Source organism: Pseudonocardia sp. ICBG601, from assembly GCF_020496245.1.
Genome location: NZ_JAHLJA010000152.1, coordinates 166,436 through 179,885, shown reverse-complemented (window position 1 = coordinate 179,885; position 13,450 = coordinate 166,436). Strand labels below are relative to the sequence as shown.

Here is a 13,450-nt window from a genome sequence, read left to right as displayed (position 1 = left end):
CCATGACGATGCGGGTGGTGCTCGCCGAGGACTCGGTGCTGCTGCGCGAGGGCCTGGTCCGGCTGCTGGAGGAGGCGGACGCGACGGTGCTCGCCGCCGTCGGGGACGGCACCGCGCTCGTCGCCGCGGTGGAGGAGCACCAGCCCGAGGTGGCCGTCGTCGACGTCCGGATGCCGCCCTCGTTCACCGACGAGGGGCTGCGGGCCGCGCTGGAGATCCGCAGGCGGTTCCCGTCGGTCGGGATCCTGGTGCTGTCCCAGTACGTCGAGGAGTCCTACGCCACCGACCTGCTGGAGGCCGGCGGCGGGGTCGGTTACCTGCTCAAGGACCGCGTGTCCAAGCTCGCCGACCTGTCCGACGCGCTCGGCCGGGTCGCCGCGGGCGGCACCGTGCTGGACCCCGAGGTCGTCTCCGCGCTGCTCACCAAGCGCCGCCGGCGCGACCCCCTGGCCGAGCTGTCCCCGCGCGAGCGCGAGGTGCTGGAGCTCATGGCCCAGGGCCGCACCAACATCGCCATCGGGCGGCTCATGGTGATCACCCAGGGCGCGGTGGAGAAGCACATCTCCTCGATCTTCACCAAGCTCGGGCTGCCGCCGTCGTCGGACGACCACCGCCGCGTGATGGCGGTCCTGGCCTGGCTGGGCTAGACCGAGCGCAGGTCCAGCGCCAGCTCGGCGGGGCCGCCGTCGTCGACGGTCACCGGGATGCCCCAGTCCTGCTGGTAGCGGTGGCAGGCGGCGAACCCGTCCGACGGGTCGTCGCAGGCCGCCGCGGTCACCGCGACCTGCAGCACCCCGGCGCCGACGCCCGGGTCCAGGCGCAGCTCGCGGGTCAGCCCGGTCGCGGTGCCCCCGCCGGAGAGCAGCAGCGACGGCGGGTCGGCCGCCACGGTCAGCGACGTCGGGTCGCCGTACCGGTCGTCGAGGTGCTGCCCGGTGGGCGGGGCGAACCCGATCCGCAGCGCCACGTCCGGGGCGAGGGCCGTCGGGGTCCGCCGGACGACGTGGGCGTCGCCGGACACCAGCGACCCCGCCGGGACGGGCAGCCGTACCAGCCGGTGCGCCGCGGACTCGACGACGACCAGCGTCTCGCCGTCGACGAGCAGGTCCGACGGTTCGGCGAGCCCCTCGGCCAGCGTCGAGACCAGGTTCGTCGCCGGGTCGAATCGGCGCACGGCGCCGTTGTAGGTGTCGGCGACGGCGACCGAGCCGTCGGGCAGCACGGTCACCCCGAGCGGGTGCTGCAGCAGCGCCTGCGCGGCCGGGCCGTCGCGGTGCCCGAACTCGAACAGCCCCTGCCCGACGGCCGTCGCGACCGCGGCGCCGGGGCCGTCGCCGACCCGGCGCAGCGCGGAGATCTCGGAGTCGGCGACCCACAGCGTCCCGTCGGGGCCGGCGGCCAGCCCGGACGGCTGGGCGAAGAACGCCTCGTCGAACGCGCCGTCGCGCAGCCCCTCGTTGGTGGTCCCGGCCAGCACCCGGGCCTCGCCGGTGGCGGGGTCGAGGGTCCATAGCTGGTGCGGTCCCGCCATCGCGACGACGACCGTCCCGCCCCACCACGCCAGGTCCCACGGCGAGGACAGCAGCGCCGACGCGGCACCGACCGCGACCCGCTCGCGCAGCTGCTCACCGGTCCCGGCCAGGGTGGACACGGTGCCGTCGGCCAGGTCGACCCGCCGGACCGCGTGGTTGACGGTGTCGGCGACCAGCACGGCGTCGCGGGAGGGGAGGACCAGCAGCCCCTGCGGCTCGGAGAACCGGGCCGTCGCCGCCGCGCCGTCGGCGAGCCCGCGCTCCCCGGACCCGATCCGCCGCACCTCGGTCTCCAGATCGGGCTCCAGCTCGACGAGCTGGTGGTGGGCGGTGTCGGAGACGAGGAACGTGCCGCCGGGCAGCGCGACGAGCTTGCCGGGGAACCGCAGCGCGGTGTCCGGCGCGGGCGGCGGGACGTACGGGCCGTCCCCGCGGCGCAGCCGGTCGCCGTGCGTGTCGACCAGCTCCCGGACCAGCGCGGCCAGCCCGGGGCCGTGGCCCTCGCCCGCCATCCGGGCGACGACGAACCCGTCCGGGTCGATGACGGCCAGGGTCGGCCAGGCGCGGGCGGCGTAGGCGTCCCAGGTGGTGAGCTCGGGGTCGTCGAGGACGGGGTGGGTGACGGCGTAGCGCTCCACGGCGGCCTCGACCGCGGCCGGGTCCGCCTCGTGCAGGAACTTCGGCGAGTGCACCCCGATGATCGTCAGGACGTCACCGAACTCGGCTTCGAGGGGCCGCAGCTCGTCGAGGGCGTGCAGGCAGTTGACGCAGCAGAACGTCCAGAAGTCGAGCACCACGATCCGCCCGCGCAGCCCGGCGAGGGTCACGTCCTCGCCGCCGGTGTTGAGCCACCGCCGTCCGCGCAGCTCGGGCGCCCGCACCTTCATCCGTTCACCAGCAGTCACACCGGCCCCAACGACGGACCGGCGCGCGGGTGTTCCCCGACCACGCCACACTGATCGTCATGCCCGAGCTGCCCGAGGTGGAGAACGCACGCACGGTCCTCGCCGAGGCCGTCGGCCGCACGATCACCGCCGTCGACGACCGCGACGACTGGGTCTGCCGCCCGCACCGGCCCGGTGACATCGCCTCGGCGCTGAAGGGCGGGCGGCTCACCCGGGCGAACCGGATCGGCAAGACCATGTGGTGCGACACCGAGACCGCCGACGGCGAGGCCGGGCCCGCGCTCGGCGTGCACCTCGGGATGGGCGGACGGATCGTCGTCACCAACTCCGACGGAGAGCGCATCGGCGGCGGCCCCGCCCGCCCCGACCGGCAGCCGCGCAAGGCCGAGTGGGACCGGTTCACCATGACCTTCGACGACGGCGGGCAGTTCCGGCTGTTCGACAAGCGCCGTCTCGGCCGGGTCCGGCTCGACCCCGACCTGTCCGGTCTCGGCCCCGACGCGGAGGGCATGAAGCCGGCCGAGTTCCGCGACCGGCTGCTGCGCGGCACGTCGGCGGTGAAGGCCCGGCTGCTCGACCAGTCCGTGCTGGCCGGCGTCGGGAACCTGCTGGCCGACGAGACGCTGTGGCAGGCGCGGATCTCGCCGAAGGTCCCGGTGCGTGACCTGACCCGCACCGACCTGGACCGGCTGCACCGCAACCTCGACCGCGCGCTGGAGCGGGCCATCGCGAACGGTGGCGTGCACACCGGTGAGGTCATCGAGCACCGGCACCCGGGCGGGCACTGCCCGCGCTGCGGGGCGGAGATGGTGCACGGGACCGTCGGCGGACGGTCGACGTGGTGGTGCCCGCAGGAGCAGGTCTGACCGGGGGCCGTGCACAATCACCCCATGCCGGACGCGTCCGACACCGCTCTGCTCTACCTCGACCGCGGCCTCGTGCGTGCCGACGACACCCCACCCGACCCCGCGGCCCAGCGCCGCGCCCATACCCTGGTGCGGACCGCCCGCGGTGCCCGGTGGGTCGTTCCCGTGCTGCTGCTCGTCGTGCTGGTGCTCGCGTTCACCCCGGTGGCGGGGGCGGCGTTCTGGGTGGCGGCCGTCGTCGTGCTGGTCGGGACCGTGGCCGCGGTGCTGCTGCTGACCCGCGCCGCCGCCGTCGCGCACGCCACAGCGGGGCTCCCGGTGCCGATCGAGATCACCGGGAAGGTCGCGACCGCGATGCGTGCCGTGCTCGCGATGACCGGTGCGCTGCGCACCCACCGGAGAGCAGGCGGAGCCGCCGAGGGGGTCGCGCTGCTGCGGCAGTGGACGACCGCGACCGAGGCACTGCGCACGGCGTGGCTGCGCGACGACATCGGTGCCTGGCACGACCACGCCCGCACCCTCGCCGCGGCGGGGGAGCGGGCCACGCGCATCACCGGCGACCTGACCGGCGCCGGGACGCCGGACGAGGACCCCGCGGGCTGACCGGCGCCCGGACGGGACCCGGCCGGGTCAGGCCGCGGCGGTGTCAGGTCGCCGGGTCCGCCTTGCGAGCACCAGCGACAGCACCGTCACCCCGGTGAACGCGAGCGCCGCGCCCAGCGTCCACCCGGCGAGCACGTCGGAGAGCCAGTGCACGCCCAGGTAGAGGCGGCTGAACCCGACGGCACCCGCCCACAGCACGGCGAACGCGGTGAGCAGCGTCCGCCCCCGGGAGCGCAGGACCGGCCACAGCGCCAGCACCAGCGCGGTCCACGCGGCGGCGACCATCGTCGCGTGCCCGGACGGCAGCGACTCGTTCGCGATGAACGTGACCTGCAGCTCCGCGGGCGGCCGCGGCCGGTCGATGAGCTGCTTGAGCACGGTGAACACCACGCTGGCGACGGGCGGCGTCGCGGCCAGGCACAGACCGGCGGCGGCCCGGCCCCGGAGCGCGAGCACCGCGCCCCCGACGAGCCCGACCGCGGTGCTCCCGACGGTGTTGCCGATCTCGGTGACGATCAGCGCCACCACGGTGACGCCCGGGACCCGGTCCGCGGCCAGCCCGACCGCGGTCGCGGTGTCCGCGGTCTGCAGCACCCCGGTCGCGGCCAGCGCGAGCAGCACCGCCGCGAGGACGAGCAGCACCGCTGCGACCGGACCGGTGACGCGGGCCCGCAGCGGGGCCGACCGTGGATCGTTCACCGGCCGATTCTCTCCCGGCGGGACGACGGCCCGCCGGGAGAGGTGCGTCAGCGGCCGCGCCAGGCGCGGTAGCGGCCGATCAGCGCGGCGGTGGACGCGTCGAGACCGGCCTCGGCGGCGTCCGGCGGGTTCGGGCCGTGGAGCGCGGGGCCGAACTGCTTGGCCATGACCTTGCCGAGCTCGACGCCCCACTGGTCGAAGGAGTCGATGCCCCAGATCGTGCCCTCGACGAAGGTGACGTGCTCGTAGAAGGCGATGATCTGCCCGAGCACCGACGGGGTCAGCTTCTCGGCCAGGATCGTCGACGACGGCCGGTTGCCCGGCATCACCTTGTGCGGCACGACGTCGGCCGGAGTGCCCTCGGCCTCGATCTCCGCGGCGGTCTTGCCGAACGCCAGCGCCGCGGACTGGGCGAACAGGTTCGCCATGAACAGGTCGTGGGAGTCGGCCGCGTCCTCGCCGGGCAGGTCGTGGTGCGGGCGGGCGAAACCGATGAAGTCGCACGGCACGAGGCGGGTGCCCTGGTGCAGCAGCTGGTAGAACGCGTGCTGGCCGTTGGTGCCCGGCTCGCCCCAGAAGATCTCGCCGGTGGTCGTGGTGACCGGGGTGCCGTCGCCGCGCACGGACTTGCCGTTGGACTCCATGGTCAGCTGCTGCAGGTAGCCGGGCAGCCGGTGCAGGTACTGGGAGTACGGCAGCACCGCACGGGTGTCGGCGCCGAAGAAGTTCGCGTACCAGACGCCGAGCAGCCCGGAGATCACCGGCAGGTTCTGCTCGAGCGGGGTGCGCCGGAAGTGCTCGTCCATGGCGTGCATGCCGGCGAGGAACTCCGCGAAGTGCTCGCGGCCGATCGCGCACATCAGCGACAGCCCGATCGCCGAGTCCAGCGAGTAGCGGCCGCCGACCCAGTCCCAGAACCCGAACATGTTGTCGGTGGAGATGCCGAACTCCGACACCTTCTCCGCGTTCGTGGAGACCGCGGCGAAGTGCTTCGCGACGGCCCCGGTGTCGTCGGTCCCGAGCCCGGACAGCAGCCAGGACCGCGCGTTGCGGGCGTTGGTCAGCGTCTCCTGCGTGGTGAACGTCTTCGACGAGACGACGAACAGCGTGGTCGCCGGGGCGAGGTCGCGGGTCTTCTCGTACAGGTCGGTCGGGTCGATGTTGGACACGAACCGGCACTCGAGGTCGCGCTGGGCGTAGTCGCGCAGCGCCTCGTAGGCCATGACCGGGCCCAGGTCGGAGCCGCCGATTCCGATGTTGACCACCGTGCGGATCCGCTCCCCGGTGGACCCGGTCCACGCCCCGGAGCGCACGGCGTCGGTGAACTCGCCCATCCGATCCAGGACGGCGTGCACGTCGGCGACGACGTCCTGGCCGTCGACGGTGAGCGACGCGTCGCGCGGCAGCCGCAGCGCCGTGTGCAGGACGGCCCGGTCCTCGGAGGTGTTCACGTGCTCACCGGTGAACATCGCCTCGGTGCGGGCGGGCAGGCCGGCGGCCCGCGCCAGGTCCGTCAGCAACCCGACGGTCTCGCGGGTGATGCGGTGCTTGGAGTAGTCGAGCACCAGGTCGGCCCCGGTGGCGGTGAGCGCGCCGGCGCGATCGGGGTCGTCGTCGAACAGCGACCGCAGGTGCCGCGGCTCGACCTCCGCCGCGTGCTCGGTCAGCGCCGTCCATTCCGTGGTCGCCGTGATGTCGTGGCTGTTCGTGTCGGACACGACGGCCATCATTGCGCAGCGCGGGGGTCCGAGCGCGACGGCGCGACCCGGCGGCACGTCACTGGGCCGCTCGGGCGTACCGCCCGTCGCGCGCAGGTTCGTGCGGGACGAGCGGCCTGTCCGGATCGCCGGGCTGCACCCCGCCCCGACCGTCGGTGATCCTGTGGCGGGTGCGTCGCCGGTCACTGCGACGTCCGGGTGATGCCCGCTCCGGCAGGGACACGCTGTGTGCCCGCGACCTGCGACGACGCGGGATCGGGGCGACCGCTCGACCGGTCGTGCCGTGTGGGCCACCGGCCACAGCGACCCCCGGTCGGGTGACACGCGGTGGCGTACATCTCGTCGCGTGCTGCGGCCGTCTCGTCGCGCAGTGTGGCTGATCCGGGCGGCGTAGCGCGTTCGTGCCTCTAGGGTCTTGTGCATTCCGTGGTGACGAGCTCACCCGCGGTGACCATCTCGTACCTGGAGGAACCGTGTACCGCTCCCTGACCGGAACCCCGCGCGACGTCGCGCTGCTCGTCGCCCGCCTGCTGCTGGCCTACATCATGGTCATGCACTCGTGGAAGAAGATCGACGCCGGTCTCTTCGACACCGCCGCCGTGTTCGCGAAGTTCGGCATCCCGCTGGCCATCGGCGCGGCCTCGTTCACGATCGTGGTCGAGCTCGTGTTCTCCCTCTCGGTCGCCCTCGGCGTCCGCATGGTCCTGCCCGGCGCGATGATGACCTTCGTGATGGCCGGCGCGATCTGGTTCGTCCACGGCAAGAACGGCCTGTTCATGGCCGACAACGGCTGGGCGCTCGTCGGCACGATCATCTGCGCCACGCTGATCCTGATGTCCACCGGCCCGGGCCGGTTCAGCGTCGACGAGCTCCTGTCCCGCCAGGCGGCCCGCCGCATGGAGCAGACCCAGGCGATCCCGCGCCAGACCGTCTCGGTCTGACCCGTACCTCCCGGCCCGCCCGCGCGCCCCGAAGCCGGGCGGGCCGGTGACCCTCCTCCCGGCCCGCCCGCGGGCGCGACCACGGCCCGCACCCCGACGCCACGGGGTGCGGGCCTCATCCGTGTCCGGCGCTAACCTCCGCGGGTGAGCCACGAGCGGACGACCGAGGGGCGGGCGCTGCCCCGGCTGACCGCGATCCGGTACGTGACCCCGCTGCGCGAGGGCGGGTCGCTTCCCGGGCTGATGGAGGCCGACGACCTCGGCACCTACGCGGTCAAGTTCACCGGCGCCGGGCAGGGCCGCCCGGTGCTGGTCAACGAGATCGTCTCCGGGGAGCTCGCCCGCGCGCTGGGTCTGCCCGTCCCGCGGATCGCGACGATCGTCGTCGACGGGACGCTCGGGCGCACCGAGCCCGACGAGGAGGTCCAGGAGCTGCTCCGGAACTCCGACGGGCTCAACCTGGCCGTCGACTTCCTGCCCGGCGCGCTCGACCTGGACCCGGTCGCGTTCGACGTCGGGCCCGGGTTCGCCGGCCGGGTGCTCTGGTTCGACGCGCTCGTCGGCAACGTCGACCGTTCCTGGCGCAACTCGAACATGCTGCTCTGGCACCGCAGGCCCTACCTGATCGACCACGGCGCGACGCTCACCTTCGCCCACGACTGGTCGGCCGCGCCGCGGTTCGCCCACCGCCCGTTCGACGCCGGTGACCACGTGCTGCTCGGCGCCCACCCCGACCTCGACGCCGCGGACACCGCACTCGCCCCGCTGGTCACCCCGGACCTGCTCGAGGGGGTGCTGGCGCTGGTCCCCGACGAGTGGATCGCCGACGTCGACGGCGTCGGGGCCCCCGACGCCGTGCGCGCCGCCTACGTGCAGGCGCTCGCGGCCCGGGTCGCGGCGCGCGGGGACTGGCTGCCGGGCGTCGCCGCGACGGTGGCGGCGGGCAGGCCGCGGCCGGTCGACCGTGCCCCACGCCGTCCGCCCTGGCTGCGGATCGGCGGAGTCGGCGGCGGTGAGGGCCGGTGAGCGGCCTCGTCGCCTACGAGTATGCGCTGCTGCGGGTCGTGCCGCGGGTGGAGCGCGGGGAGTCGATGAACGCCGGGGTGCTGCTGCACTGCCGGGCCCGCGACGTCCTCGCGGTGCGGGTCCACCTCGACCGCGCCCGGCTGGCCGCGCTCGACCCGGCCGCCGACGCCGACGCCGTCGACGAGCTGCTGGCGACCGTGGCCGCGGTGGCCGCGGTGCCCGAGCCGCCGCGCTCGGACCGGCACGCCACCGGCGCGCTGGCCGCCCGCGGGCCCGGCGCGGGGGAGGACATCGGACGCCGCTTCCGGCGTCTCACCACCGCGCGCAGCACCATCGTGTGCCCCGGCCCGGTCCACACCGGACTCACCGCGGACCCGGCCGCGGAGGCCGAACGGCTGCTGGCCCGGCTCGTGCTGCCGCTGTCGCAGGACACGGCTCCGGCCGGTGCCCCCGGAACGCACGACGGCGCCGCCCGGTGACCGGTGCGGCGCCGTCGGGTGTGGACGGTCTCAGGAGGAGGCGGCCCGTCCGGCCTTCTCGATCGAGTCCGCGAGCTGGTCCTCGCTGAGCATCGGGAAGAAGCCGCGGAAGTCCTGGTCCTGCACGCCGCTCCAGTCGTAGACCTGGGTGACCGTCGTGCCGTCGCCCTCGGGCGCGAGGTGCCAGGTGTAGGTGTGGCCCTCGGCGCGGACGTCGCCGATCGTGTCCTTCTTCGCGTCGATCGGGTGCAGCGACGGCGCCCAGCCGATCACGCGGTCCTTCTCGAAGGACGTGACGGTGTTCTTCATCTGGTAGTCGCCGAGGTCGCCGTTGTGCATGTTCATCACGAACTCGTCGCCGACACCGCTGATCTCCGTCGAGCCCTCGACGCCCCGCAGCATGTCGGCGCCGTCGATCTCCTGGTGCCGGGTGGGGGTCGACAGCAGCGCGAACAGCTGCTGCGGGGTGGCGGACACGGTGCGGGTGACGGTGATCTGGTCGCTCACGGGTTCCTCTCCCACCGGTCGTCGTCGACGGCGCCGGGGTGCGCCGGACGCGACCGGTCATGATCAGGGGAGAGGTGCCCGCAATCGTCGCGCCCGAAACGGGGGTGGTCGGCGCGGGGGGCGATCATGTTGCATCGGGGGATGACCGACGCACACGACGGGGTGGACCCGGTCGCCCTGACCCGCTGGCTGGCCGCCGAGGTGCCGCAGGTCGAGCTCGGCGACGGCCCGGTGGCCGTGGAGCGGATCTCCGGCGGGCACTCCAACCTGACCTTCCGGGTCACCGACGCCCGCGGCACGCCGTACGCGCTGCGCCGCCCGCCGACCGGGGGTGTGCTCGCCACCGCGCACGACATGGGCCGGGAGTGGCGCTTCCTGACCGCGCTGGCCGGCACCGCGGTCCCGGTGCCGGAGCCGGTCGCCCTGTGCGCGGACACCGCGGTGCTGGGCGCCGGCTTCTACCTGATGGGCTGGGTGGACGGGGTGGTACCGGGGGACCGTGCCGCGGGCGAGGCCGTCCCGGAACCGGAGCGGCGGGCCTGTGGTCTCGACACCGCCGAGGTGCTCGCGGCGCTGCACGCCGTCGACCCGGCCGAGGTGGGGCTCGGCGACCTGCAGCGGCCCGGCCGCTACCTGGAACGGCAGCTGCGCCGCTGGCACCGGCAGGCGCACGCGGGCGCGTTCACCGACCTCGCCGCGCTCGACGCCGCACACGCCGCGCTGGTCGAGGCGATGCCGCCGGAGCCGGCCGGCGGGCCGCGGATCGCGCACGGCGACTTCCGGCCGGGGAACCTGTCGTTCCGCGGCGGCCGGATCACCGGCGTCTTCGACTGGGAGCTCGCGGCCCTGGGAGAGCCGCTGGCCGACCTGGGGTGGCTGCTGGCGTCCTGGGAGCGTCCGGGCGACACGCTGCCCGCGATCACCAGCGGCCCGACCGCGGCGCCCGGCTGGCCCGACCGCGACCTCGTCGCCACCCGCTACGCCGAGCGCTCCGGGCGCGCGCTGGACCAGCTGCCGTACTGGGTGGCGTTCGCGCACTGGCGCTGTGCCTGCATCGGGACCGGGGTCTGGACGCGCTACGCCCAGGGCAACATGGGCTCGGACGCCGAGTCCGGGGAGGCCCTGGAGCGCCGTCGTGAGCGCGTGGTCGCCGACGCGGAGGCCGCGCTCGCCGCGTTGCGGCGCGGGCCGACGGGGCGTCCTCGCGGGGCGTAGTCTGCTGCCCACCACAGGTGATCACCCGGGCCCGGGTGGTCCCCGTCGCGCCGCGCCACACCGACGCCGCGCACGGCCCGTCCGCGACCGGGGGAGTACGACGATGTCCGAGGCCGACGACCGCACCCGAGAGATGAGCCGGGAGACCGCCCGGCCGCGTCCCCGCAGCGGGGTGAACCCCGGTCGGCTGTGGGCCGGCGGTGTGGCGACGGCGGTGATCGCCGCGTTGATCGCCCTGGTGGGGCTGCTGATCCTGCAGGTCCTGCTGCAGATCCCGTACCTGGCCCCGGCCGTCTCCGAGCCGCTCGACGGCTGGGCCGCGGCGCAGAGCCTCGCGATCTGGGCGGCGGTCGCCGGGCTGGCGGCCACCGGGCTCGCGCACCTGCTGCTGGTCGCGGTGCCGAGCCCGATGTCCTACTTCGGCTGGATCGCGGGGCTGCTCACCGCGCTGGCCGCGGTGTCCCCGCTGATCCTCACCGAGCAACCCTGGACCGTCCGCATCGCCACCGCGGTGATCCACCTCGTGATCGGGATGTCGATCATCAGCCTGGTGACGACGACGGTCACCAGCGCCACCAACCGGGCCTGAGCTCAGGCGTCGACGGGGACCCGGGCGTCGCCCAGGCGGACCGGCAGCGTCCGGTAGCCGCGCAGCACCCGGGTCCCGCGCAGCTCGGCCGGGCCGTCGGCGCGCAGGTCGGGGTAGCGGTCGAACAGTGCCCGCAGCCCGACCTCGCCCTCCATCTTCGCCAGCGCCGCACCCAGGCAGTAGTGGATCCCCTGGCTGAACGCCACGTGCCGGTCCGCGCCCGCGCGCCCGACGTCGAACCGGGCGGGGTCGGGGAACACGTCCGGGTCGCGGTTCGCGCCGCCGAGGTGGGTGAGCACCAGCGCGCCCCGCTTGACCGGGAACCCGCACACCTCGGTGTCGCGCGCGGCGACGCGCCCGGTGCGCTGGACGGGGGAGTCGTAGCGCAGGACCTCGTCGACGGCGTTCGGCCACAGCGCCGGGTCGGCCTGCAGCCGGGCGAGCTCGTCGGGGTGGGTCAGCAGCAGTCGGGTGCCGTTGCCGATGAGGTTGACCGTCGTCTCGAACCCGGCGGCGAGCAGCAGCATCGCCAGCGACAGCAGCTCGTCGTGGGTGAGCCGGCCCTCCTCCTGGTCGTAGGCGGCGACCAGCGAGGACAGGATGGAGTCGTTGGGCTCGCGGCGCAGCCGCTCGAAGTGCCCGGTCATCCAGTCGGTGAGGGCATCGATGTCGCGCTCGGTGCGGCGGAACGTCGCGTAGTCCAGGCCCATGTCGAGGGAGTAGGCGCCGCCCTCGCCCCACTCGAGGAACTTCTCCCGCATCTCCACCGGCGCCCCGAGCATCTCGACGATGACGGTCGCGGGCAGCAGTGAGGCGTAGCCGGAGATGACGTCGGCCCGCCGGTCGGCGCCGGTGCGGGCCTCCAGGTCGGCGAGCAGCTGTGCGGCGACCTCCTCGGTGCGCCCGCGCAGCGACGAGATCGCCTTGGCGCTGAACGAGCGGGTGACCAGCTTGCGGACCCGGTTGTGGTCCGGCGGGTCGATCGACAGCAGCGACGGCGGCTCGGCCGGCCCGAGCGGCCAGGTCCCGCCCGCGGCGAGCAGCGCGCGCAGCAGGCCGGGCGCGTTCTCCGGCATGCGCAGGCCGACGCAGAAGTCGGGACTGCGCAGCACCTCGGTGGTGATCTCGTGGTCGACCGTGGTCCAGGTCAGCGCGGAACGCACCATCCGGCCCTGCTCACGGATCTGCTCGTAGGCCGGGTACGGGTCCCGGACCGCGTCCGGGTTGATGATCATGTGCGCGCCCAGGTCACCCTTGGCCGCCTGGCGGGTCACCTCCCGCCGCATCGCCCCGTGCCGCAGCACCCACCGGATCCATCGTCGTACGCCCCGCGATGCCGCCATCCCGGCCTCCCCGCCTCGTCGTCGAGCTCGGTTCCGAAGCTACCAGCAGTAAGTTACCGCGGGTAGGTACGTTTCCGGCCCCGGCGGACGGTGGCCCGGACCCCACCGGGTACCAATGGCGGGTGACCGCCGTCGGGGAGCCGCGCCTGCTCGCGGTCAGTGACCTGCACGTGCGGCACGCGGAGAACGCCGACATCGCCGCGGGGCTGCACCCGGCACACCCCGGGGACTGGCTGATCGTCGCGGGTGACGTCGACGAGCGGATCGAGAGCGTCGTCGCGACGCTCGCCGTGCTGCGGGAGCGTTTCGCGCAGGTGCTGTGGACCCCGGGCAACCACGAGCTCTGGACCCGCGCCAAGAACGCCCGGGCCGACGCGGTCGAGCAGCTCGCCGGCGTCGCCCGCTACGACGAGCTGGTCCGCCGCTGCCGGGAGGTCGGGGTGCTGACCCCGGAGGACGCGTGGCCGGTGTGGGACGGCCCGGGCGGACCGGCCGTCGTCGCGTCGCTGTTCGTGCCCTACGACTACTCGTTCCTGCCCGCCGGCACCACGACGTCGGAGGAGGGGCTGGCCGCGGCCTACGCCGCCGGTGTCGTCTGCACCGACGAGTACCTGCTCCATCCGGCCCCGTACGCCACGCGGGCCGAGTGGTCCGCGGCCCGGGTGGCCTCGACGGCGGCCCGCCTCGACGCGCTCGACCCGGACCTGCCGACGGTGCTGGTCAACCACTGGCCGCTGGTCCGCGAGCCCTGCGACGTCCTCTGGTACCCGGAGTTCGCGCTCTGGTGCGGCACGACGGCGACGGCGGACTGGCACCGCCGCTACCGGGCGCGGGTGGTCGTGCACGGCCACCTGCACATCCCGCGGACGGTCACCGTCGACGGCGTCCCGTTCGTCGAGGTGTCGCTGGGCTACCCGCGGGAGTGGCGACGCCACTCCGAGCGGGTCGGCGGCCACTTCCCGGACCTGTTGCCGTACACGGTGTTGCCTGCATCATAGTTAGGTAAGGCTTACCTTGCTATAGCCTC

The 13,450-nt window shown here is 74.4% G+C and carries 14 protein-coding genes; 9 read left to right on the top strand and 5 right to left on the bottom strand.

Annotated elements, in window-relative coordinates; all coding sequences use genetic code 11:
• The first annotated feature begins 8 nt into the window (after positions 1-8).
• Positions 9-647 carry a response regulator transcription factor gene (locus KPL57_RS51190; RefSeq protein ID WP_226358027.1) on the top strand — a complete coding sequence of 213 codons (639 nt, stop codon included), beginning with the start codon at positions 9-11 and terminating at the stop codon, positions 645-647.
• Here KPL57_RS51190 and KPL57_RS51185 read toward each other — a convergent pair.
• Complete coding sequence (locus KPL57_RS51185) at positions 644-2,419, bottom strand: NHL domain-containing thioredoxin family protein (RefSeq protein ID WP_226357672.1); 1,776 nt, start codon at positions 2,417-2,419, stop codon at positions 644-646. The genes KPL57_RS51190 and KPL57_RS51185 overlap by 4 nt on opposite strands.
• Before the next feature lie 77 nt (positions 2,420-2,496).
• On the opposite strand from KPL57_RS51185, the gene KPL57_RS51180 reads away from it, so the two are divergent.
• Complete coding sequence (locus KPL57_RS51180) at positions 2,497-3,303, top strand: Fpg/Nei family DNA glycosylase (RefSeq protein ID WP_226357671.1); 807 nt, start codon at positions 2,497-2,499, stop codon at positions 3,301-3,303.
• A gap of 24 nt (positions 3,304-3,327) precedes the next feature.
• Positions 3,328-3,906 (top strand): hypothetical protein, encoded by a 579-nt coding sequence (locus KPL57_RS51175; RefSeq protein WP_226357670.1) that lies wholly within the window; start codon positions 3,328-3,330, stop codon positions 3,904-3,906.
• Positions 3,907-3,933: 27 nt separating this feature from the next.
• Here KPL57_RS51175 and KPL57_RS70885 read toward each other — a convergent pair whose 3' ends face one another.
• Entirely contained in the window at positions 3,934-4,605 is a 672-nt protein-coding gene (locus KPL57_RS70885) for a phosphatase PAP2 family protein (protein WP_226357669.1), read from the bottom strand.
• 47 nt (positions 4,606-4,652) lie between these two features.
• Positions 4,653-6,323: a glucose-6-phosphate isomerase gene (gene pgi, locus KPL57_RS51165; RefSeq protein WP_374203905.1), complete on the bottom strand. Its 1,671-nt coding sequence runs from the start codon at positions 6,321-6,323 to the stop codon at positions 4,653-4,655.
• A gap of 473 nt (positions 6,324-6,796) precedes the next feature.
• Between pgi and KPL57_RS51160 the strand changes: the two genes are divergently transcribed.
• From KPL57_RS51160 to KPL57_RS51150, 3 genes are all read left to right on the top strand, one after another.
• Entirely contained in the window at positions 6,797-7,264 is a 468-nt protein-coding gene (locus tag KPL57_RS51160) for a DoxX family protein (RefSeq protein ID WP_073574136.1), read from the top strand.
• A 144-nt stretch (positions 7,265-7,408) separates the two neighbouring features.
• A complete protein-coding gene (locus KPL57_RS51155) occupies positions 7,409-8,290 on the top strand; it encodes a HipA family kinase (RefSeq protein ID WP_226357667.1) in 882 nt (293 codons plus the stop codon).
• Entirely contained in the window at positions 8,287-8,769 is a 483-nt protein-coding gene (locus KPL57_RS51150; protein ID WP_226357666.1) for a DUF3037 domain-containing protein, read from the top strand. The genes KPL57_RS51155 and KPL57_RS51150 overlap by 4 nt, the downstream gene beginning before the upstream one ends.
• Before the next feature lie 30 nt (positions 8,770-8,799).
• On the opposite strand, the gene KPL57_RS51145 is transcribed toward KPL57_RS51150, so the two are convergent.
• Entirely contained in the window at positions 8,800-9,276 is a 477-nt protein-coding gene (locus KPL57_RS51145) for an SRPBCC family protein (RefSeq protein WP_226357665.1), read from the bottom strand.
• Positions 9,277-9,417: 141 nt separating this feature from the next.
• Here KPL57_RS51145 and KPL57_RS51140 point away from each other — a divergent pair, with 141 nt between their 5' ends.
• Positions 9,418-10,491 (top strand): phosphotransferase family protein, encoded by a 1,074-nt coding sequence (locus tag KPL57_RS51140; RefSeq protein ID WP_226357664.1) that lies wholly within the window; start codon positions 9,418-9,420, stop codon positions 10,489-10,491.
• A 103-nt stretch (positions 10,492-10,594) separates the two neighbouring features.
• On the top strand, positions 10,595-11,080 hold the full coding sequence (locus KPL57_RS51135; RefSeq protein WP_062395952.1) for a DUF6069 family protein: 486 nt from the start codon (positions 10,595-10,597) through the stop codon (positions 11,078-11,080).
• A gap of 2 nt (positions 11,081-11,082) precedes the next feature.
• Here the strand turns inward: KPL57_RS51135 and KPL57_RS51130 are convergent, their stop codons facing one another.
• On the bottom strand, positions 11,083-12,384 hold the full coding sequence (locus KPL57_RS51130) for a cytochrome P450 (protein WP_226357663.1): 1,302 nt from the start codon (positions 12,382-12,384) through the stop codon (positions 11,083-11,085).
• Positions 12,385-12,545: 161 nt separating this feature from the next.
• On the opposite strand from KPL57_RS51130, the gene KPL57_RS51125 reads away from it, so the two are divergent.
• A complete protein-coding gene (locus KPL57_RS51125; protein WP_226357662.1) occupies positions 12,546-13,421 on the top strand; it encodes a metallophosphoesterase in 876 nt (291 codons plus the stop codon).
• The last annotated feature ends 29 nt before the right edge of the window (positions 13,422-13,450 follow it).